General features: G+C 41.5%; 19 protein-coding genes and 1 other RNA gene. 16 read left to right on the top strand and 4 right to left on the bottom strand.

Annotation, left to right across the window (positions count from 1 at the left end):
• Positions 1 to 28: 28 nt before the first annotated feature.
• On the bottom strand, positions 29 to 1,513 hold the full coding sequence (glpK, locus tag HLH18_RS03130; protein WP_171545753.1) for a glycerol kinase GlpK: 1,485 nt from the start codon (positions 1,511 to 1,513) through the stop codon (positions 29 to 31).
• A gap of 131 nt (positions 1,514 to 1,644) precedes the next feature.
• Between glpK and ssrA the strand changes: the two genes are divergently transcribed.
• Positions 1,645 to 2,003: a transfer-messenger RNA gene (ssrA, locus tag HLH18_RS03125) on the top strand.
• A gap of 183 nt (positions 2,004 to 2,186) precedes the next feature.
• Positions 2,187 to 3,323 (top strand): tyrosine-type recombinase/integrase, encoded by a 1,137-nt coding sequence (locus HLH18_RS03120; RefSeq protein ID WP_171545752.1) that lies wholly within the window; start codon positions 2,187 to 2,189, stop codon positions 3,321 to 3,323.
• 48 nt (positions 3,324 to 3,371) lie between these two features.
• Here HLH18_RS03120 and HLH18_RS03115 read toward each other — a convergent pair whose 3' ends face one another.
• Positions 3,372 to 4,433, bottom strand: coding sequence for a hypothetical protein (locus tag HLH18_RS03115; RefSeq protein ID WP_171545751.1), 1,062 nt, complete (start codon positions 4,431 to 4,433; stop codon positions 3,372 to 3,374).
• A gap of 975 nt (positions 4,434 to 5,408) precedes the next feature.
• Between HLH18_RS03115 and HLH18_RS03110 the strand changes: the two genes are divergently transcribed.
• On the top strand, positions 5,409 to 5,738 hold the full coding sequence (locus HLH18_RS03110; protein WP_214647247.1) for a restriction endonuclease: 330 nt from the start codon (positions 5,409 to 5,411) through the stop codon (positions 5,736 to 5,738).
• Between the two features lie 124 nt (positions 5,739 to 5,862).
• On the opposite strand, the gene HLH18_RS03105 is transcribed toward HLH18_RS03110, so the two are convergent.
• On the bottom strand, positions 5,863 to 6,762 hold the full coding sequence (locus HLH18_RS03105; RefSeq protein ID WP_171545750.1) for a competence protein CoiA family protein: 900 nt from the start codon (positions 6,760 to 6,762) through the stop codon (positions 5,863 to 5,865).
• Between the two features lie 105 nt (positions 6,763 to 6,867).
• Here HLH18_RS03105 and HLH18_RS03100 point away from each other — a divergent pair, with 105 nt between their 5' ends.
• Positions 6,868 to 7,848: a hypothetical protein gene (locus HLH18_RS03100; RefSeq protein WP_171545749.1), complete on the top strand. Its 981-nt coding sequence runs from the start codon at positions 6,868 to 6,870 to the stop codon at positions 7,846 to 7,848.
• 271 nt (positions 7,849 to 8,119) lie between these two features.
• Here the strand turns inward: HLH18_RS03100 and pcaU are convergent, their stop codons facing one another.
• A complete protein-coding gene (pcaU, locus tag HLH18_RS03095) occupies positions 8,120 to 8,944 on the bottom strand; it encodes an IclR family transcriptional regulator PcaU (protein WP_171545748.1) in 825 nt (274 codons plus the stop codon).
• 298 nt (positions 8,945 to 9,242) lie between these two features.
• Here pcaU and HLH18_RS03090 point away from each other — a divergent pair, with 298 nt between their 5' ends.
• The 12 genes from HLH18_RS03090 (at position 9,243) to HLH18_RS03035 (ending at position 21,170) form a co-directional block, all read left to right on the top strand.
• Positions 9,243 to 9,929, top strand: coding sequence for a 3-oxoacid CoA-transferase subunit A (locus HLH18_RS03090; RefSeq protein ID WP_171545747.1), 687 nt, complete (start codon positions 9,243 to 9,245; stop codon positions 9,927 to 9,929).
• Between the two features lie 18 nt (positions 9,930 to 9,947).
• Positions 9,948 to 10,613, top strand: coding sequence for a 3-oxoacid CoA-transferase subunit B (locus HLH18_RS03085; RefSeq protein WP_171545746.1), 666 nt, complete (start codon positions 9,948 to 9,950; stop codon positions 10,611 to 10,613).
• A gap of 12 nt (positions 10,614 to 10,625) precedes the next feature.
• The gene (pcaF, locus tag HLH18_RS03080; RefSeq protein ID WP_171545745.1) at positions 10,626 to 11,831 is read left to right on the top strand and encodes a 3-oxoadipyl-CoA thiolase; all 1,206 of its coding nucleotides are present in this window, start codon (positions 10,626 to 10,628) and stop codon (positions 11,829 to 11,831) included.
• 22 nt (positions 11,832 to 11,853) lie between these two features.
• Entirely contained in the window at positions 11,854 to 13,209 is a 1,356-nt protein-coding gene (gene pcaB, locus HLH18_RS03075) for a 3-carboxy-cis,cis-muconate cycloisomerase (protein WP_171545744.1), read from the top strand.
• 8 nt (positions 13,210 to 13,217) lie between these two features.
• The gene (pcaD, locus tag HLH18_RS03070; protein ID WP_171545802.1) at positions 13,218 to 13,994 is read left to right on the top strand and encodes a 3-oxoadipate enol-lactonase; all 777 of its coding nucleotides are present in this window, start codon (positions 13,218 to 13,220) and stop codon (positions 13,992 to 13,994) included.
• Positions 13,995 to 14,036: 42 nt separating this feature from the next.
• Entirely contained in the window at positions 14,037 to 15,392 is a 1,356-nt protein-coding gene (pcaK, locus tag HLH18_RS03065; RefSeq protein ID WP_171545743.1) for a 4-hydroxybenzoate transporter PcaK, read from the top strand.
• A 14-nt stretch (positions 15,393 to 15,406) separates the two neighbouring features.
• The gene (gene pcaC, locus HLH18_RS03060) at positions 15,407 to 15,808 is read left to right on the top strand and encodes a 4-carboxymuconolactone decarboxylase (protein WP_171545742.1); all 402 of its coding nucleotides are present in this window, start codon (positions 15,407 to 15,409) and stop codon (positions 15,806 to 15,808) included.
• 59 nt (positions 15,809 to 15,867) lie between these two features.
• Entirely contained in the window at positions 15,868 to 16,593 is a 726-nt protein-coding gene (gene pcaH, locus HLH18_RS03055; RefSeq protein WP_171545741.1) for a protocatechuate 3,4-dioxygenase subunit beta, read from the top strand.
• A 15-nt stretch (positions 16,594 to 16,608) separates the two neighbouring features.
• Complete coding sequence (gene pcaG, locus HLH18_RS03050) at positions 16,609 to 17,238, top strand: protocatechuate 3,4-dioxygenase subunit alpha (RefSeq protein WP_171545740.1); 630 nt, start codon at positions 16,609 to 16,611, stop codon at positions 17,236 to 17,238.
• A 157-nt stretch (positions 17,239 to 17,395) separates the two neighbouring features.
• A complete protein-coding gene (gene aroD / locus HLH18_RS03045) occupies positions 17,396 to 18,253 on the top strand; it encodes a type I 3-dehydroquinate dehydratase (RefSeq protein ID WP_171545739.1) in 858 nt (285 codons plus the stop codon).
• Positions 18,254 to 18,298: 45 nt separating this feature from the next.
• Entirely contained in the window at positions 18,299 to 19,759 is a 1,461-nt protein-coding gene (locus HLH18_RS03040; protein WP_171545738.1) for a NosD domain-containing protein, read from the top strand.
• A 61-nt stretch (positions 19,760 to 19,820) separates the two neighbouring features.
• Positions 19,821 to 21,170 carry a carbohydrate porin gene (locus HLH18_RS03035; protein ID WP_171545737.1) on the top strand — a complete coding sequence of 450 codons (1,350 nt, stop codon included), beginning with the start codon at positions 19,821 to 19,823 and terminating at the stop codon, positions 21,168 to 21,170.
• Positions 21,171 to 21,327 lie beyond the last annotated feature (157 nt).

The raw sequence follows: 21,327 nt of genomic DNA, 5'->3' as shown, positions 1-21,327 counted from the left end.
TTTGTCATCAAGACTATATTTCACAATGTTAGAGATCTGACTTGGCACGTTTCAGCGCAGTTTGCCACTGGCTTAAACGACTTTGGCGCTGATCTGCATTCATATTCGGTTCAAAGGCACGCTCTAATTTCCAAGACGCCGAAATATCGTTCATGCTGGAAAATACGCCAGCTTTTAATCCGGCCATGGCGGCTGCACCCCATGCAGTCGATTCCAGCATTTTCGGACGCAGTACCGGTACATTCAGAATATCCGCTTGAAATTGCATCAGCATATCATTTTGGCTGGCGCCACCATCTACGCGTAATTCTTTCAAGGGATGATGAATGTCTGCCTGCATCGCCGTGAGTACGTCAGACACTTGGAAAGCAATTGATTCTAAGGCTGCACGGGCTATATGGGCTTTATTGGTTCCGCGCGACATCCCGCACAGTAACGCGCGAGCATCACTGTCCCAATGCGGTGCGCCCAGTCCGGTAAAAGCCGGCACCAGAACGACACCGTCTGTATCACTGACTTGGCAAGCCAGTTTTTCCACTTCGCTACTCTTTTGGATAATCCCTAAACCATCGCGTAACCATTGCACAATCGCACCTGCCATAAATACGCTGCCTTCGAGCGCATAGGTGGTTTGCTCCTGGCATTGCCATGCAAGTGTGCTGAGTAATTTATTTTGACTGAATTGCACCTGATGGCCAGTATTAAACAGCATAAAGCAGCCAGTGCCATAAGTGTTTTTCGCAGTACCGACTTCAAAGCAAGATTGACCAAACAAGGCAGATTGCTGATCGCCCAAAATACCGGTAATCGGGATATTGGCACCAAGTAAACCGGTTGCAGTATCGGCAATGTAGCTATCAGATGAAATGATTTTAGGTAAAACTAAATGAGGAATATTAAACAGCTCAAGCAGTTCTTCATCCCAAGTTTGAGTTTGCAGATTCATCAGCATGGTGCGAGAAGCATTACTGACTTCAATCACATGTTCAGCACCTTGGGTCAGATTCCACATCAGCCAGCTATCGACCGTACCAAAAGCCACATGACCCTGTTCGGCAAGTTCGCGTAAGCCAGCTACATTTTCCAATAACCAAACCAATTTTCCGGCACTAAAATAGGGGTCTATGCGTAAACCTGTTTTATGCTGAACTTTATCCTGCAAATTTTGTTGTGTGAGCTGGTTACACCATTCGGTTGCACGGCGATCTTGCCAGATAATAGCAGGGGCGAGTGGCTTACTATTTCTTTTATCCCAAACGACCGTGGTTTCTCGTTGGTTTGTCAGCCCAATGGCTTTAATGTCTTTGGCAAGAATGTGAGCAGAAGCCAGTGCTTGTTGCACCACAGCAATTTGCGTCGTCCATATTTCTTGTGCATCTTGCTCCACCCAACCCGAATGTGGTGTCTTGATATGGATCTCACGTTGAGCGGTTGCCTGAACTTCTCCATGTTCGTTGAAAATAATCGCACGACTGGATGTCGTCCCTTGATCAAGGGCAAGTAAATAGCTCATAAATTTTTCTTTTAATCGACTTGAAAAGTAAAATATTAGCGCAATAATGTAATTAAGCGCATCTAGTTGTGTAAATGTTCAGAAAAGAGGTCGTAATTTTTGACATTTATGCTATGATCGCTTTGTACTTTGGGGGTGTTTCTGGCTTCGACGCTGGTGATGAAACTCATAGATGCATGCCGAGAGCGCATTTTCTCTCGTAAATCAAATTTGCATTTTTTAGTCGCAAACGACGAATCATACGCTCTAGCTGCCTAAGGGCAGCTTGTCCGCCTCTCCGAATACTTGTGGTTAGAGAGACCGACTGAAGCGCACGCACACAAGGCCGTATAAAGTCAAGCCTCGGGGCTTTGTACTAAATTAAGAGGATCGCGATTTGTACCCTGTTCGTCGGGTCACAAAGAGTTAAAACAGTAGACGATATCTAAGCATGTAGTATTCTCGAGCGTAATGCTGGCGGACGCGGGTTCAACTCCCGCCACCTCCACCAAAATTCTTTCCGAAGTAATCCATCGGAATCTAAAAAAGCCTTTAAACTCAATGTTTAAAGGCTTTTTTTTATGCCTGTTTGTCCGAGTTTATCCGATATGATTTGACCCTATATTTGCTGTTTGTGGGTCAATATTGGGACAATTTGACCCACTAAATAAGTTTAATTACGTGGGACAAAGATATGTCACTTACTGATGTGATGTGTAAAAAAGCACTGCCGCAGGAAAAACAGTACCGCCTTTCTGATATTAATGGTCTGTCTTTACGAATCGATCCGAATGGGAAAAAATATTGGTCTATCCGATATACAGAAAATGGACAAAGGAAGTCAAAAGCATTAGGCATCTATCCTGAGCTGAGTCTAAAGCGTGCTAGAGAGATAGCGCTTGATCTTAGGTATAAACTCAAAAATACGACTGAGGTCGAGCAGGAGCAGCCTTATTTTAAGGAAGTCGCAGAGGATTGGTTCAATAATCAAAAAGAAACCTGGTCATCCAAACATATCAGTAATGTTCGAGCTTCATTGGATGAGCTTTATATTGCTCTTGCTAATAAGCGTATTAACCAAATTCAAGCACCTGAGATTTTGCAAATCATTAAGAAAATTGAGGCCAGAGGCTCGCTTGAAATTGCAAAACGTACCTTGTCTCGTTGTGGCATGGTCATGAAGTACGCAATTGCGCATGGCTATCTTTATGATAATCCGGCAGGTGATCTGGTTTATGCTCTCAAGAACAAAAGAGTCAAAAACTTAGCTTCGCTTACTGCTGCTGAGATGCCTGAGTTTTTAAGGAAGGTTAGAGCATACCCAAGTGATGCTCAAACACATCATGCCATTATTCTGATTATGCTGACAGGCGTTCGGGTTAGTGAGTTGCTGCAAGCACGCTGGGAGGAATTTGATCTAGAAGGACGTAAGTGGGATATCCCTGAAGAGCGTATGAAGAATCGACTTCCACATCGTGTGCCGTTGACGGACATGATGATTACTGAGCTTCAGGCTTTGAGACTTACTCATAATCAGGAACTCCTCTTTCCACATCGTTTAAATAACAAAGAACCTATGCGTAGCGAGTCTATTTTGGCCGTGATCAAACGTTCGGGCTATGCAGGTCGGATGACCACACATGGTTTTAGATCACTGTTCAGTACGGTGGTTAATGAGTCGAACTTGTTTAACCCAGATGCCATTGAACGTCAGCTTGCTCATGTGCCTCAAAACAGAATTCGCTCAGCATATAACCGAGCACATTACTGGGATGAGAGGGTAAGGCTAATGGAGTGGTATGGAGAAATGGTCAGGGTTTGGTTTAATTAAAATGAGTAAATCTACCAAGGATTGAGCTCCTTGGTATGAGAATTATGCTTAATATTTTGGTCTTCCATTTTCATCTAAAATGGTTATTCGATATTTTTCTTCAATCAGATTTTCCAAAATCTGGCTTTCTGTCTTGTTCAGTACTTCACTAAGAGTCTTGAGTTTTTTGTTTGTCTCTTTTGTCAAAGGGAGGTGATAAGCTTTCTTAGCTTTTCCACTCATCCTAAATTTCTGTTGAGACCATGCTTTTTTTAATTTTAGAATCGTTAGTTCTTTATTAAAATTTGGTAGTTCAGCTAGTAGTAAAAAAACAATTTCATAATGATTACATTTCCTATTAATAGTTTTTATATAATCTATTGGGTATAAATAAATTTGGAATTTCAAGATGTTCTGGAAGTAATGTAGTATCCATTGAATTTGTTCAGGGTTATTTTGATCTATCCATTTGTAAATTTTTTTATTATTCTTAATTGTTTCATAATGGTTTAATAAATTAGATAAGTACTCTTTTTTGTATTTTAAGGTGATTTCATATTTATCTAACAAGAATATAAAAATATCAAAAAGATCATCAGATTGTTTTATTTTATTTAGATGATTGATTATAGGGATTTGAATATTTTTTTGATCTGGTGATTTAATTAATTTAGTTTTTTTATTTAAGCTTTCATATTTGTTTGATTCTGGAATTAAAATTGTTTGAGTATTTGAACTTAAAGATGGTTTAATAACATGATTTTCTGGAGATGTTTGATAATTACTAGTTAATATTGGTGATTTTAAAATATTTATAATTAAATATGAAATAAGAATATTATCTTTCTTATCTATAGACTTCAGGAAATCATCTTTAATAATCATATTTTTAATAAATAGGTGAGTAAGCTCAAGCGTCTCTTTGGGATTATTTTGCTTTTTGATTTGCTCAATAACATCATTTTTAATCATATCATTGTTAGGGAGACTGACAGGTAGATTTTCCTGAGATACATCTTGTTGTAGGTTAGTTGGATTGCAAGCAAAATAGACCCAAGCAAGTGTAAAGCCTCTTTCTCCAAAATCATTAAAATATTCTTTGTACTGTTTTTCAAAATCTTCATTAAGCATTCTTAAGTACCGTTGTTAAAATTTTAACAAATTATACAGATATTTTAATGTAATTTCATAAAGATTATTTATTTAATAAAGTAGAATTTATGAATAATTTATGTAGATATTTTGTAGAGTTTATAATTATTGATTTATAAAAAAATTATTATAAATCAATATCATTATCCTTTTATTATTGGTGATTTATAGGTGTTTCTTAAAGATTATGATTCCCTATAGCTTCGTGGAAATTTTTATAGAAAATTACCCGCGATTTTGTGTTTATGGATATGCTATATCAGTACTAGTTCTGAAAATTTTCCCAATGTTGCTGCTGTTTCTGGGTATAAGTAATGCATGATTTTTACCTAGTACTTTGAGTGATAATTTTTCAGAATAATTCTTGTTGAGATTGGGATGCATAAACGTAATTTTTGTAATACATGCAAAATAGAACTAGAGAAGGGAGCGGGAGACAAGACTTGTATTTTTAGAGTAATCTTCAGGTAAGATTGCTTTGGTATTTCTGATGATAAATTTTAACGCTTATATTTATATTTATAAGATATTCAAATTATTTTAAAAAGATCACTGTTTGGGTTAATAAGTGGATATATTGAATTTGAATAGATAAGCTAATTGGGTGTGAAAATTATTTTTAATGATGGCGATCATGGGTTATTATGTGCAAGAGATTTTTTTAATTTATTTCCTGGTTTTATCTAAAAATCACAGCTAAAAAAATTAAGGTGTTATTCTGATTTATATATAAATATGGTAGGAGAACCTATCTAAAATTGTTTTTTTGGGTTATATGTGTGGTGCATATATTTATGATATATAAACAATAAGATATATAGACTACTCTATGAAGAAAAGTATTACTACTAATGACTTGGTATCTATTATTCATATCTTTATGTATACAAAGCATAGTACAGCATTAGGCTAAATCTAAGTACTAACATAAAAAAATATACAAAACAGCTTCCTATGATTTTAGTAGTCGATATAGAGCTGGAATTTGCGAATGCATTTGAGGGAAGTGATGATATTACGCTTTATGCAAAGCTTCCTGCTTGGTTCAAAATTGATACTCCACTAGGAACTTATAATCCGGACTGGGCCGTTTTGATTGAAGTGGATGGAAAAGAAAAGCTTTATTTTGTTGTTGAAACTAAAAGTACGCTATTCACAGATGCTCTCCGTCCAACTGAAAAAGCCAAAATTGCATGTGGTAAAGAACACTTCAAAGCGCTCGGTAATGATGTTGAGTTTGCTGTTACGAATGCATTTAAAGAGTTTTCTGGGCAATATGTATGAGTTAATTATTTAACAATATTAGATATATAAATTTTATTAAATCATGTTACCCAGCTAAAACTAGTAGGCCTTTAACTCATGATTAGAAAATTTATATGAGTTACGAATAAAAAAATAAAGCACCTTAGTGGTGCTTTATTTTTTTGGGTATGTGCATTTGCTCTAACCTTTCTAACACGGTAGCAGAGAACGGTTGCCAATAGTTCCATGAACGATATCTTTGATCAAAACGGCCGCCACCTTCATTGCGCCACTGCTTTAGTATCACAATGATTTCAGGGTTGTAAGTACAGCTCACAGATAGCATCCCACTCGAAAATTTGCGAGCACGTACCCATATTCCATTGATGGTAAATTGATAGTCTTCCCAAGATGAAACATTGGTAATCGTGTTTTTTGCCAGTTGTGCAGTTGCTTCAAGAAGATTTGCAGAAACTTTGTCTTTAGCTTCGTCTTTAATCATTTTTGGGGCTTGAGGATAAAGCCAACTTTTATTATCCAAACTTTCAAGAATCATTTTTTTCGCTTGTTCACTTGGTATAACAAGTTCAGTCAGCAGCAAGTTCGATAAATCAATTTCTAAGGTCTTAACGTTCATTGATTCAATGATCTTAAGTTTATTCTCATCAATAAAATGTGTGACAGCAATTTCAATGAATACGGGTTCATTATTGTGATAACAGGCTAAATCAGGACGAATTAAACCTAAGTGGAATTCAGGAATGATTTTTTCAAATGTCCACCATGCAGCTTCATTGTCTTCAGTATTTGGGACGGCAGGAAGTATTAAGCCCATAGATTCTAAGATGACTTCTTTGGCGTATTTGTGAAGTACAGATTCTGGATTAATGTTGCAGCTTTCCTTATTACTGGCATGTGCAAAGTGATGTTCTTTGATATCACCTTTGCGTGCGATGACAATTTCACCACATTCAAAACAAGTACATTTACAGGCTAAGCCACGTTCAACATTTTCTATTTGGACCAGATTATTATTTTCATTGAGAGCAACATACATAGTCATGAGTACAAATCCTTTAGGAAGTTAATTTACTCCTTCACTATGACTGTGATTTAATCGCTGAAACACCGTATTAACAGGGGTAATACGGGTAAGCGGGGTATATAAGTGACTGAAATAGAAATAAAAATACTAAAATCATTTTATGGCTTACTAGTGAGCCAGCCTACGATCAACAGGGCGTATGATTGTTTAAAGGTGTTATTTGAAAAAACAATTGAGAGTTATAAGAGTGGTTTTGACGAAAGAGTTACTTACTCCAGGCATCAATTGAAAGTTGCTGTTGATGGAAAATTGTCAGCGGAAAGGATGGACTCTAAAGAACTTGGAAAATGGATCAATGACTCACGATTAAATGATTTTCTAAAGTGTGTTATTCAGCGGCACAGTGCAGTGTTTGATGAGCTTGGATACATCCCATTTGTAAATACAAATGATACTAAGGGTGGGAAGGGGAATGAGCGAATATATTGGTTGGAAATAAAAAAATTTACAGCTGAAGTTGATGAAGATAATCAGAGTCCTGAAGATAATATTGTTCATTATGAGCGAAATAATCCTGTCGACATTCAACTGTCGTGGTTTTATAAATTAATTTTTAAAAATGGTGAGTTAAAAAATAAGAGCTTGAGAGGGCTGTTAATGATTACCGTACTCTTTGGCACTGTGATTGGCTGGGCTATTTATGTTTTTATTTTTTCATTGGTATTGGTTAGTGATGAACAATCTTTCACATCGTTGGACTTATTCTGGATTAGTTGTCTGATTTTCTTTTCATTCATTATGTTTAAGTACTGGGCAATTCCATTATGGAATTTACCAGAGCATCGTGTAATTAAAGCCCCTATGAGTTTTATTTCATTCGCTGAAGATCATGCTGATCTTGAAATGTATCGGGATAAAGATAGAAATCAAATTACTCGGGTCACAAAGTTTAAAGGTACATGTACGATATGTGCTTCTGATGTGGTTTTAAAGGATGGTAAACCAGATCAAAAAATACCTTTAGTGGGGCGGTGCGTTGAGAGCCCTTTTGCCCATGTATTTAGTTTTGATCGTATGACGCTGAAAGGTGAACGACTGAAATAGATCAACAAGGGGTAAACAAGGGGAATCACTATATCAAATTTAGAAGAATTTTTAGTAGGTTAAGTGGTGAATTGTGCTGACACCATCTCAATAAGTTCATACTTGCATTTTAATTTTTTAATTCAGTGATCTTATATAATTAAAATTTATTAAACTTTAATTATTAATTTTCGGAAAAAGTAAAAATGAATTTAAAATATTTGATCTAACTTTTTTATATGAATAATCGTATTGTTCAAAGCCAGCATACTTTCGAAACCCTACTGAATTTTTAAATAACATTCCTTAATTCTCGCGCTGTTTCCTGTAATAAAGGTAAAATTTGCTGAATCAAATATTCTTTGGTGGTGCGCATAGTAGGTGACACAATATTTAATGCAGCAATGACCTTACCTTTGGGATTGTAAATCGGTACTGCTAGTGCATGTACGCCCAGTTCATGTTCTTCAGAAGAATAGCACCAGTCTTGTTCCTTGATTTCCTCTAGAAGTTTTAGGAAATCTTCATTATTAATGCAACTGTATTTAGTTAAGCGTTTTAGAGGATATTTTTCCAACCACAGTTTTTGTTCATCACGTTCTAGATGCGCCAATAAAATTTTGCCTGCGGAAGTCGCATGTGCAGGTAATCGATTGCCTAAATGTAATCCATAAGGATTGACCCGGTCGGTCTGTTGATGAGCTGCACTTCGGGCAATGGTAATGGCTTCAAAACCATCTAAAACCATAACCGAATAAATAAGAGAAGTTTGATTGGTCAATAAATTAAGTAAAGGCTGACAAATTTTAGGAAGCTGAGATCCACTTAGATAAGCACCTGAAAATTTTAAAATTTTAGGAGATAAATAAAAATAGTGGCCATCAAAATCCAGATATCCCAAATATTCTAGGGTGAGCAAATGGCGACGTGCCGCGGCTCGGGTCATGCCAGTTCTTTCAGCTGCAACACTAATGTTTAAACGCTGACGTTCAGGTCCAAAGCAATCTAAAATTGCCATGCCTTTGCTAATACCTGCAATAAAATCTTCGTGTCGAATAATTTTTTGATTATCAGGGTTTTGAAAGTTTTTGATTACTTTGGGTTGAGCATCATCCATGGCTGACCTTTTCATATTTATAAGTTACTAACTATCAATAAGGTTAATCGTATTTAAGGATAATATAATTCATATTTTGAATTAATGTTCGATCACCGAACAATAAAAACAACTATCGAACTTAATTACTCTTTAACGGTAGATCATTTCTAAAAAAGAATTAAAAATGATTTTAAGGAATTCAAATGAAAATACTCAGGATTGAGTTGTTCAAATTTATGGCTAAATGATCTGAGTTTTCACCGTGAGTTTTGGTTTTTCCATCTTAAGTTATGCATCGTACAGACGGAGTTGTCGAATGATCGATAAAAGCACTGCCTCATTAATGGAAGCACTTTTACACATCACAGATGGTGCCACCATCATGATTGGTGGTTTTGGTACAGCGGGACAACCGGCTGAACTGATTGATGGTTTAATCGAGCTTGGTGTAAAAGACCTGGTCATTGTCAACAACAATGCCGGCAATGGCGATTATGGTTTGGCCAAGTTGCTTAAAACCGGTGCAGTGCGCAAGATTATCTGTTCTTTCCCGCGCCAGTCTGATTCTTATGTATTTGATGAGATTTACCGTGCCGGAAAAATTGAACTGGAACTGGTGCCACAAGGCAATCTGGCCTGCCGTATTCAGGCCGCCGGGATGGGCTTAGGTCCAATCTACACCCCTACCGGTTTTGGGACTTTGCTGGCTGAAGGCAAGCCAACCCTGAACTATGAAGGCAAAGATTTTGTGCTGGAAAATCCGATCAAGGCCGATTTTGCCTTGATTAAAGCCCATCAGGGCGACCGTTGGGGCAACCTAGTCTACAACAAGTCGGCACGCAATTTTGGCCCGATTATGGCGATGGCCGCCGATGTGACCATTGCGCAAGTTGCAGAAGTGGTAGAACTGGGTGTACTCGATCCTGAACACATTATTACCCCGGGTATTTTTGTACAGCACGTCGTTGCTGTTGGCACTAAACCTCTTGAGCAATCTGCTTAATTACGTGAGGATTAAAAAATGAGCTATACCAAACTATCCCGCGATCAAATTGCAGAGCGTGTGGCACAAGACATTCCAGACGGTGCTTATGTCAACCTGGGCATTGGTTTGCCGACCAAGATTTCCAATTACCTTCCTTCAGACAAAGATGTGTTTCTACACTCTGAAAATGGCCTGCTGGCGTTTGGTCCACCACCGGCGAAAGGTGAAGAAGATCCTGAGTTAATTAACGCAGGTAAAGAGTTTGTGACTTTATTACAGGGTGGCGCATATTTCCATCATGGCGACTCATTCGCGATGATGCGTGGCGGTCATCTGGATATCGCTGTACTGGGTGCCTTCCAGATTGCCGAAAATGGTGATCTGGCCAACTGGCATACCGGTGCACCGAATGCGATTCCTGCTGTCGGCGGTGCAATGGACCTGGCGGTGGGGGCGAAAAAAGTCTTTATCACCACCGATCATGTGACCAAAAAAGGCGAACCGAAAATTGTCGCGGAACTCAGCTACCCAGCAACGGGCCTGAAATGTGTAGACCGCATTTATACCGACCTGTGCGTGATTGACGTGACTGATGAAGGTATGAAAGTGATTGAGAAAGTCGAAGGTCTGTCATTTGAAGAATTGCAGTCCTTGACTGGTGCCAAACTAATTGATGCCACGACTGATGCGGATCAGGCTTAAGGAAGAATCCAGATGAAAAATGCATATATTATCGATGCCATTCGTACCCCATTCGGTCGTTATGCCGGTGGTCTGGCACCCGTTCGTGCAGATGACCTCGGTGCACTTCCAATCAAAGCCCTGATGCAGCGTAATCCATCGGTTGACTTTGAAAAAGTGGATGATGTGATTTATGGCTGTGCCAACCAGGCCGGTGAAGACAACCGTAATGTCGGCCGTATGTCGGCACTGCTTGCCGGTGTGCCGTATCAGGTCCCTGCAACGACCGTGAACCGTTTATGTGGTTCATCGCTGGATGCTGTGGCGATGGCGGCCCGTGCCATTAAAGCCGGTGAAGCAGACCTGATTATTGCTGGTGGGGTGGAATCCATGAGTCGTGCGCCTCTGGTGATGGGTAAATCCGAAGGCGCTTTTGGCCGCAGCCAGAAACTTGAAGACACCACCATGGGCTGGCGCTTCATCAACCCAAAGCTGAAAGAAATGTATGGTGTGGAAACCATGCCGCAAACCGCGGAAAATGTGGCGGAACAGTTCAACATCAACCGTGCCGATCAAGACCAGTTTGCTCTGGAAAGCCAAAAACGTACCGCAGCAGCACAAGCACGTGGTTTCTTCGACCAAGAAATTATTCCGGTCAGAATTCCACAGCGTAAAGGTGAGCCAGTCGTGGTCGCGACTGATGAACATCCTCGTGCCTCGACCACCCTTGAAGCCCTTACCAAGCTAAAACCGGTGGTGAAAGCCGACGGTACGGTGACTGCGGGGAATGCTTCAGGGATTAACGATGGTGCAGCAGCCCTGCTGATTGCTTCGGATGAGGCGGTAGCACAGTATGGCTTAAAACCACGAGCCAAGGTTATTGGCGCAACCGTAGTTGGTGTTGAACCACGCATCATGGGCTTTGGTCCTGCGCCTGCAATTAAAAAGCTGCTCAAGAAAACTGGTTTAACGCTTGAGCAGATGGATGTGATTGAACTGAATGAAGCCTTTGCCGCACAAGCCTTGGCAGTCACTCGTGACCTCGGCATTGAAGATGGTTCAGAGAAAGTCAATCCGAATGGTGGTGCGATTGCAATTGGTCATCCCCTCGGTGCATCAGGTGCGCGTTTAGTGATGACTGCGCTGAATCAGCTGGAACAAACCGGCGGTCATTACGCGCTGTGTTCAATGTGTATTGGTGTCGGTCAAGGGATTGCACTGATTATTCAGCGAGTTTAAAGCAGATTTAAGGATAGGGATCATGAGCCAGTTATATGCCAGCTTATTTTACCAAAATGAGGTAACTGAAATTTTCAGTGATCGCGCTTTGGTGTCTTACATGATTGAGGCTGAAGTTGCTTTGGCACAAGCACAGGCTCAGGTCGGTGTCATTCCAGAATCTGCAGCAATCGCAATTTCCCAAGTTGCGCAGACTGCGATTGATCAGATTGATTTTGATGTTTTAGCCGTTGCAACAAGTTTAGCGGGCAATATCGCGATTCCTTTTGTTAAGCAATTGACTGCAATTGTGAAACAACGCGATGAAGAGGCTGCGCGTTATGTGCATTGGGGTGCAACCAGTCAGGATATTTTAGATACTGCATGTATTTTGCAATGTCGAGCTGCGCTGCAACAGATTGAGTCTTTAATTCATCAATGTTACCGCACTGCATTGATCAAAGCTGAGCAATATCGCTCACAAGTGATGATTGGACGAACGTGGTTGCAGCAAGGCTTACCAATTACTTTGGGGCATAAATTAGCACGCTGGGCTTCGGCATTTCATCGGGATTTAGAACGCATTGAAGCCATGAAAGAACGTGTTTTTACTGCGCAATTAGGCGGTGCGGTCGGTTCACTGGCTTCCTTACAAATTCAAGGTACTGCTGTGGTTCAGGCATATGCGGCCCAGTTGCAGCTTTCAATACCGACATGCACTTGGCATGGTGAGCGAGACCGTATCGTAGAGATCGCAAGTGCTTTAGCGATTGTGACAGGTGGTTTGGGAAAAATGGCGCGTGACTGGTCTCTGATGATGCAAACTGAAATTGCAGAAGTGTTTGAACCTACAGCTAAAGGTCGTGGTGGTTCATCGACTATGCCGCATAAACGTAATCCTGTAGCTGCGGCGTCCGTTTTGGCAGCGGCCAATCGTGTGCCCGTGTTGATGTCGAGCTTGTACCAAAGCATGGTGCAAGAGCATGAGCGTAGTCTAGGGGCTTGGCATGCAGAGTGGTTGGCATTGCCTGAAATTTTCCAACTCTGTGCAGGTGCCTTGGAGCGGACTTTAGACGTTTTACAAGGGATGCAAGTCAATGCTGAAAATATGCAACGCAATTTAGATTGTACGCAGGGTTTGATCATGGCAGAAGCGGTCATGATGGCTTTGGCGTCGCATATGGGGCGCTTACAGGCACATCATGTGGTGGAAGCAGCATGCAAAACAGCCGTTGAAAAAGGTGTTCACTTAAAAGAGGTCATTACTGAGCTTGATCAGGTCAAAGCCTATTTTAGTGCAGCTCAGATTTCAGAAATTTTTAAACCAGCGTCATATCTCGGCAATATTCAAGACCAGATTGATGCGGTTTTGCAGGAAGCAAAAGGAGAGGCAAAGTGAATATCACGATGACCAATCGTCAAGGCAAGACTTTATCCGTTGCAATCAATGGGCAAGACAATGCACCTGTGATTGTATTTTCAAACTCATTGGGTACAGATAAAGGCATGTGGCAGCCACAAGTTGCTGCCTTCGAACAACAGTTCAAAGTGGTGACTTACGACACGCGTGGTCATGGGCAAAGTGATGTGATTGAGCAGACCACTGTACAAAATCTTGCCGAAGATGTGATTGATATTCTGAACGGTTTAAACATTGAAAAAGCGCATTTCTGCGGGATTTCAATGGGTGGTATGACTGCTTTATGGCTCGGTATTCACCATGCAGATCGTTTTCATAGCATAACTGTGGCGAACTCAGCAGCCAAAATTTGGACTGCTGAAGGTTGGAATGCACGTGCCGATGCCGTGACGGCCAATGGCTTAGCGGATTTGGTTGCGACTACGCATACACGTTGGTTTAGTGAGCAGTTTGATTATCAATACGATGCTTTGGCGCAGTGCACTATTCAGTCTTTAGCCACTACGCCAGTACTAGGTTATGCAGAATCTTGTCGAGCCTTGGCTAAGGCAGATTTGAGCGCAGATATTCAGAAGATTAAGATTCCAACGTTAGTGATTGCAGGCGCATTTGACCCAGTTACGACTTTGGCAGATGGCGTCTTTATGCAACAACAGATTCAAACGAGTGAACTGGTGGTGATTGATGCATCACATCTTTCCAATATTGAGCAACCTGAGCTGTTTAACCAAACTCTCAATCAGTTTATTGGATCGATTCAATAGTTTAAAGATTTTTAAAAGGACTTTCAGCCCAAGGAGGCAGGTATGGCGTCTCAGGAATACGCTACTCAAAAAACGAGTATAGACGCACAAGCACTGATTAATGATGCACCGATTAGCAAATATCAGTGGTTGATTGCGATTGTATGTTTTCTCATTGTTTTTGTTGATGGTATTGATACTGCGGCAATGGGTTTTATTGCTCCAGCCTTGGCACAAGACTGGGGCATAGACCGTTCGCAACTGGGTCCAGTCATGAGTGCAGCCTTAGGCGGCATGATTATTGGTGCACTGGTCTCTGGTCCGACGGCTGATCGTTTTGGACGCAAGATTGTTTTAAGTGTATCGATGCTGATTTTTGGCGGTTTTACTCTTGCATCCGCCTATGCAACTGACCTGAATACCCTGGTGGTCTTGCGCTTCTTAACCGGGATTGGTTTGGGTGCAGCGATGCCAAATGCGACTACGCTATTTTCTGAATATTGCCCACAGCGCTCTCGCTCTTTGCTCGTCACTTGCATGTTCTGTGGTTACAACTTGGGTATGGCAACAGGTGGTTTCATCAGTAGTTGGTTAATTCCGACATTTGGTTGGCACAGCCTATTTTTACTAGGCGGTTGGTCGCCATTGATCTTGATGTTAGTAGTGATTTTCTTCCTACCAGAATCCTATCGTTTCTTAATTGTGAAGGGTCGTGATAAGGCAAAAGTACATCAAATTTTGTCACGTATTGCACCGACTCAAGTAAAGGGTGCAACCGAGTTTCATGTGCCTGAAGAAGAAACTAACGGTGCCGAGAAGAAAGGCGTGTTTGGTATGTTGTTCTCTCAGAAATATGTCAAAGGTACAGTTTTACTGTGGCTGACTTATTTCATGGGTTTGGTCATGATTTATCTGCTTACCAGTTGGTTACCAACCTTAATGCGTGAAACTGGCGCAACCATGGAACGTGCTGCATTTATCGGTGGTTTATTCCAGTTTGGCGGTGTACTCAGTGCATTATTTATTGGTTGGGCAATGGATCGTTTCAATCCAAACCGCATTATTGCAGGCTTTTACTTTGTCGCTGGGATCTTTGCATTTGCTGTAGGGCAAAGCTTAGCCAGCCCGACATTACTTGCCATTTTAGTGCTTTGTGCAGGTGCTGCAATTAATGGTGCGCAGTCGGCTATGCCAGCACTAAGTGCTCGTTTTTACCCAACGCAATGCCGTGCAACAGGTGTGGCGTGGATGTCTGGAATTGGTCGTTTCGGTGCTGTATTTGGTGCATGGATCGGCGCAGTTTTACTTGGTAATGACTGGTCGTTTACTGCCATTTTAAGTCTGCTCTTAATTCCTGCAACGGCAGCAGCAGTCGCTATTTTTGTTAAATCACTGGTTGCACATACGGATGCGACTTAATTGAGGTTTCTGCCATGAATGATGAACAACGTTATGAACAAGGAATCGCCGTACGCACCGAAGTGCTGGGTGAAAAGCATGTGGGTCGTTCACTTGAGAACTTGAATGATTTCAATGCCGATTTTCAAAACTTTATTAGTCGTTTTGCGTGGGGCGAAGTCTGGTCTAGACCAGGCATGCCGCGCCACACCCGTAGCTTAGTCACCATTGCCGTTTTATTGGCATTGGGCCGTGAAGACGAACTGCGTATGCATTTACGTGCTTGTTTTAACAATGGCGTGACCAAGGACGACTTAAAAGAGTTGATTTTGCACTGTTCACTGTATGCAGGTTTACCCGCAGCAAATGCGGCCATGCATATGGCAGAAGAGGTTTTTGCAGATTTGGGCATTGCGCCGCAAAAAATGAGTGAATAGCAGTTAAGCCAAGAATAAACAAACCAAGAGTAATTGAACAAGATTAAGAGGGACGTCAGATGTCGCAACTTATTTTAGGTGCTTATGCACAACGCAATACCAATGATCATCCGCCAGCATACGCACCCGGCTATAAAACCAGTGTGTTACGCTCGCCAAAAAATGCTTTGATTTCAATTGCAGAAACTTTAACTGAAGTGACCTCACCACAGTTCAGTGCGGAGCAGTTTGGGCCTAAAGATAATGATTTGATTTTGAACTATGCCAAAGAAGGTTTACCGATCGGCGAGCGCATTATTGTGCATGGCTATGTCCGTGATCAGTTTGGGCGTCCTGTAAAAAATGCTTTGCTTGAAGTGTGGCAAGCCAATGCTTCAGGTCGTTATCGCCATCCAAATGATCAGTTTATTGGTGCTATGGATCCGAACTTTGGGGGCTGTGGCCGCATGATGACCGATGCTAATGGCTATTTTGTATTCCGTACCATTAAGCCAGGCCCGTACCCTTGGCGTAACCGTATCAATGAATGGCGTCCAGCGCATATCCATTTCTCTTTACTTGCGGATGGTTGGGCGCAGCGCCTCATTTCGCAGTTCTATTTTGAAGGCGATACGCTGATTGATTCATGTCCGATTATTAAAACAATTCCTTCGGAAGAACAACGTCGCGCGCTGATTGCCCTTGAAGACAAGAGCAATTTTATTGAAGCAGACAGTCGTTGTTATCGTTTTGACATCACTTTACGTGGTCGTCGTGCGACTTATTTCGAAAATGATTTGACTTAATTCAGGGAGAACAACATGAACCATTGGAATTTTCAGGAATTGCATGAAACCCCATCTCAAACAGGTGGGCCATACGTACACATTGGTTTGTTGCCACAACAAGCCAACATCGAAGTGTTTGAAAACAACTTCAACAATCAATTAGTTCAAGAAAAAACTTTAGGCGAACGTATTCGCTTGGAAGGTCAAGTGTTTGACGGTTTAGGTTTGCCGTTACGCGATGTACTGATTGAAATCTGGCAGGCCGATGCCAACGGTGTGTATCCAAGTGCGGCCGATATTCAAGGCAAAGCAGTCGATCCAAATTTCCTCGGCTGGGGACGTACAGGGGCTGACTTTGAAACTGGTTTTTGGAGTTTCAATACCATTAAACCTGGTGCTGTTCCGGGACGTAAAGGTACAACTCAAGCCCCACATATTGCACTGATCATCTTTGCTCGCGGGATTAACATTGGCTTGAATACGCGTGTGTATTTTGAAGATGAAGCTGAAGCCAATGCACAAGATCCTGTACTGAAAGGCATTGAGTGGGCACCTCGTCGTCAAACGCTTATTGCAAAACGTGAAGAGCATGATGGTGAAGTGGTGTACCGCTTTGATATTCGTGTACAAGGCGAAGACGAAACGGTCTTCTTAGATATCTAATTGTCGGAATTGGTAAGAGTAGCTATTTCATTACTGCTCTTGTTGAAATGATTAAAGTTTATGCGTGGTGATGGCATGACCCATTTCATCCATCCTACGTATATTTGCTGCTGACGATTGAAGTCAGGCAATAAGTTTGTAAATACAAGGAAATGTAATGATTAAGATTAAAAAAATTGCGATGCAACTTTGCTTAAGCAGTGCTGTTTTAGCGGTAATGCCAGCATTTGCAGCAGAAGCGGTTCAATCAAGTGTGCGACATTATGTGGTGAAAAACCTCAATATTGGTGACTTACCTGTCAAAACCATTGTACCAATTACCGCAAAAACAGCAGAGCAGGCGATTGCTCAAGCACAGGTGATTGCCAGTAATCCAAATGCAGATGTGGCTGAGTTTCGCATCGACTTACTGGAATTTTCTGCCGACACCAAAAAAGTGATTGCATTGGGTCAACAGCTGAATCAAATTTTAAAAGAGAAACCGTTGATCGCGACCATTCGTACCCATAATGAAGGTGGAAAAATGACGGTGTCTGACCAAGACTATGAAAAAATTTATCGTGAATATTTGAAAAAACCATTTATGCAATTGCTGGATATCGAAATGTTCCGCAATGCTGGAAGTGTAGCGAAATTAACCAAGTTGGCGCATGACAAGAAAGTGTTGGTAATCATGTCGAATCATGATTTTGCCAAAACACCTGAGCAACAAGACATTGAAAACCGACTGCTGAAACAAGATCAGATGGGTGCCGACATTCTTAAAATTGCGGTGATGCCAAAGTCAAAACAAGATGTCTTTACCCTCATGAATGCCACGCTGGCTGTGAGTCAAAAAAGTCAAAAACCACTGCTGACCATGTCGATGGGGCAGTTGGGTACGATTTCACGTGTCGCTACTGCCAATATGGGCGGCAGTTTAAGTTTCGGCATGATTGGTGAAGCATCTGCGCCGGGTCAAATTGATGTGACCCAACTCAAACAGTTGTTAAAAACAGTACAACCGACCCCTTAATTGCACTACGTTCTTCATGTTCAAGGATAGAAAAGGATTTTAAATATGAAATCATCAACCTTACGTCTCACCACATTGGTTTTGAGTTTAGCGGCTTCAGGTTTAGCCAGTGCAGAAACTTATATTGTGGATCGCTATCAGGACGATACTGCAAAAGGTTCACTACGTTGGGCGATTGAACAATCTAATACCAATGCGATGCAAGAAAATGAGATTCAAATCCAAGCTGTAGGTAAAGCACCCTATGCGATTAAGCTGAATCAGCCTCTACCGCCGATTAAGTCTTCAGTGAAGATCATTGGGGCGCAATGGGACAAAACGGGCGAGTTTATTGCGATTGATGGTTCAAACTATATTAAAGGCGAGGGGGCTAAAGCATGTCCGGGGGCAAACCCTGAACAGTATGGCACCAATGTCCGTACCACGACTTTACCTGGTCTGGTTCTGCAAGATGTGAATGGTGTGACTTTAAAAGGGCTCGATATTCGTCGTTTCTGTATTGGCGTTTTGGTGAACCGCTCAAGCAATAACTTGATTCAACATAACCGTATCAGTAATAACTACGGTGGTTCGGGCGTGATGCTGACCGGTGATGATGGCAAGGGCAATCCGACCTCAACCACCACCAATAATAATAAAGTTCTGAACAACCTGTTTGTGGATAACGGTGATGGTCTTGAACTTACCCGTGGTGCAGCATTTAACCTTGTGGCCAATAATCTGTTTACTTCAACCAAAGCCAATCCAGAGCCATCTCAGGGTATCGAAATCCTGTGGGGCAATGACAATGCCGTGGTGGGTAACAAATTTGAAAACTACTCTGATGGTTTACAAATCAACTGGGGCAAGCGCAATTATATCGCCTATAACGAACTGACGAACAACTCGATTGGCTTTAACCTTACGGGTGATGGCAACATTTTTGACAGCAACAAAGTTCACGGTAACCGTCTTGGGATTGCCATCCGTTCAGAAAAAGATGCCAATGCACGCACAACTTTGACCAAAAATTTAATTTGGAATAACGCTAAAGATATTAAACGCTGTGAAGCGGGTGGTTCATGTGTACCCAATCAGCGTTTAGGTGCCATTGTTTTTGCTGTGCCAGCTTTAGAACATGCAGGTTTTGTTGGTTCTCGTGGTGGCGGTGTAGTAATTGAAGCGGCGAAACTGCAAAAAACGTGTACACAGCCGAATGAACAAGGCTGTAACGCTATGCCAAACCAGAACATTCAGGTACCGCGTTTGAGTTATAGCAAAGGTCAAGTCATGGCTGAAGTTCAGGCGCAACCGAATCAACGCTACCATGTTGAGTTCTTTGCCAATCGTCAGGCGAATAGCCAAGAAGCAGAGCAGTATTTAGGTACTCAAGTTGTAACGACCAATGCACAAGGTAAAGGTCAAGCAACGTGGAAAGTAGCAAGTGGTGTGGCCAATGTGACAGCCAATGTCACAGACCATTTGGGTGCGACTTCTGAACTGAGCCCAGCTGTTCGAGTGAAATAAAAAAAACTGCATGTAAAGCTCACGTTTTGTGAGCTTTCCTCACAAAAAAGGATGTTTGGTTATGCAACAACAATTATTAAAACCATCGATTGTAAAAACACATATTGTAAAAATTGGCACACTGTCTTTGGCGCTACTCGGTTGCCAATTTGCTTCAGCCAATGAATTTTATTCGGCAGATCGTCAATGGTTATTCGGTGATTGGAATGGTGAACGAAAGCAGCTGGAAGATCAAGGTTATAAATTTACAGCATCGGTTATGAGCCAGGCAGCTACCAATTTGGCTGGTGGTTATAACGATGACAGAAGTTTTGACAATGCCGCACAGTTGACCTTAGGTGCTAATTTTGATTTAAACAAAATTGCAGGTTGGGAAAATACCACCGCAGCAATCATGGTGACCAAGCGAGATGGTAACGCCTTAACGCTTGAACGCATTAAAGATCCACGTGCCAGCACCTTGGGTAACAGCCAGGAAATTTACGGCCGCGGAAAAATCTGGCGTTTAACCCAAGCATGGATCAAAACAGGATTTGACGACAACCGTGTCCAATTTAAGATTGGTCGGATGGGCATGTCCGATGACTTTAACAGCTCACAATGTGAATTTCAGAACTTACTTTTGTGTGGTGGGCAACTTGGAAAATCGATCGGTTCGATTTGGTATAACTGGCCTGTCAGCTTATGGGGAACAAACCTCAAATATCAATTTGCACCGGATTGGTCGCTTGGTGTTGGTGTCTATGAAGTCAACCCAGACAATGTCAAAACAGACTCAGACAGTGATGGCTTTAACCTCGATATGGACAATGTCGAAGGGGCCACGATTCCGGTTGAACTGGCATGGAAGCCTAAACTTGCCACATTTAACGCTTTACCGGGCGAATATAAAGTAGGTGTGCTGTATTCAACGGCCGAAGCCAAAGATTTGCAAAGCGGTGAAATGCAGAATGGCAAATATAGTTTCTGGTTGAATGCTCAACAACAACTGACTCAACACGGAGCTGATTCTAAACGTGGTTTATATATTAGTTTTAATGGGGTCATCAATGACCGAGACACGACCGCTGTAGAAAGCACACAACAGCTGGCACTTTGGTATAAAGGCCCTTTTGACAGTCGCCCCAATGATTCGATTGGCTTGGGTTTAGCTAACTATGTGGTGAATGACCGTGTGACGGATAAGCAAATAGCCACCAACGAAGGCCGTGGTTATTACAGTTATGACGCGCTAGCCAGCGATTATGTCCCAATTCAACATGACGAACTCAATCTTGAGTTGAACTATACCTATCAATGGTCACCTGCGGTGATGCTCAGACCTAACCTGCAATATATCTACCAACCTTCTGGCGTGAAGGAGGTTGATGATGCTTGGGTGGCGGGACTTAGCGTCAAGGTGAATTTTTAATTTAATCGTATGTAAAGTGAAAAGGGTGTTTAAAATTTAGGCAATATGGTTGCCAGATTTAAACACTCTTTTTCGTTGCTGAAGCAATTCAATTGCGAAAGCTCAAAAGTTTAGATGTGATGTGAATGATCCTCAGAATAAAGCAGAAGTGATCATT

Origin of the sequence: Acinetobacter sp. ANC 5414, assembly GCF_013004295.1 — a bacterium.
Lineage (GTDB): Bacteria > Pseudomonadota > Gammaproteobacteria > Pseudomonadales > Moraxellaceae > Acinetobacter.
Note: the sequence above shows the minus strand (reverse complement) of the source record. Positions and strands in the feature narration are given on the sequence as shown.

Bases quoted from the DNA above. Each gene is read 5' to 3' on its own strand.
- HLH18_RS03090 (WP_171545747.1), top strand. From the start codon at position 9,243: ATGATCGATAAAAGCACTGCCTCATTAATGGAAGCACTTTTACACATC.
- pcaK (WP_171545743.1), top strand. From the start codon at position 14,037: ATGGCGTCTCAGGAATACGCTACTCAAAAAACGAGTATAGACGCACAA.
- aroD (WP_171545739.1), top strand. From the start codon at position 17,396: ATGATTAAGATTAAAAAAATTGCGATGCAACTTTGCTTAAGCAGTGCT.
- pcaB (WP_171545744.1), top strand. From the start codon at position 11,854: ATGAGCCAGTTATATGCCAGCTTATTTTACCAAAATGAGGTAACTGAA.
- pcaG (WP_171545740.1), top strand. From the start codon at position 16,609: ATGAACCATTGGAATTTTCAGGAATTGCATGAAACCCCATCTCAAACA.
- HLH18_RS03035 (WP_171545737.1), top strand. From the start codon at position 19,821: ATGCAACAACAATTATTAAAACCATCGATTGTAAAAACACATATTGTA.
- pcaF (WP_171545745.1), top strand. From the start codon at position 10,626: ATGAAAAATGCATATATTATCGATGCCATTCGTACCCCATTCGGTCGT.
- pcaH (WP_171545741.1), top strand. From the start codon at position 15,868: ATGTCGCAACTTATTTTAGGTGCTTATGCACAACGCAATACCAATGAT.
- pcaU (WP_171545748.1), bottom strand. From the start codon at position 8,944: ATGGATGATGCTCAACCCAAAGTAATCAAAAACTTTCAAAACCCTGAT.
- pcaD (WP_171545802.1), top strand. From the start codon at position 13,218: ATGACCAATCGTCAAGGCAAGACTTTATCCGTTGCAATCAATGGGCAA.
- pcaC (WP_171545742.1), top strand. From the start codon at position 15,407: ATGAATGATGAACAACGTTATGAACAAGGAATCGCCGTACGCACCGAA.
- HLH18_RS03105 (WP_171545750.1), bottom strand. From the start codon at position 6,762: ATGACTATGTATGTTGCTCTCAATGAAAATAATAATCTGGTCCAAATA.
- glpK (WP_171545753.1), bottom strand. From the start codon at position 1,513: ATGAGCTATTTACTTGCCCTTGATCAAGGGACGACATCCAGTCGTGCG.
- HLH18_RS03120 (WP_171545752.1), top strand. From the start codon at position 2,187: ATGTCACTTACTGATGTGATGTGTAAAAAAGCACTGCCGCAGGAAAAA.
- HLH18_RS03110 (WP_214647247.1), top strand. From the start codon at position 5,409: ATGATTTTAGTAGTCGATATAGAGCTGGAATTTGCGAATGCATTTGAG.
- HLH18_RS03040 (WP_171545738.1), top strand. From the start codon at position 18,299: ATGAAATCATCAACCTTACGTCTCACCACATTGGTTTTGAGTTTAGCG.
- HLH18_RS03115 (WP_171545751.1), bottom strand. From the start codon at position 4,433: ATGCTTAATGAAGATTTTGAAAAACAGTACAAAGAATATTTTAATGAT.
- HLH18_RS03085 (WP_171545746.1), top strand. From the start codon at position 9,948: ATGAGCTATACCAAACTATCCCGCGATCAAATTGCAGAGCGTGTGGCA.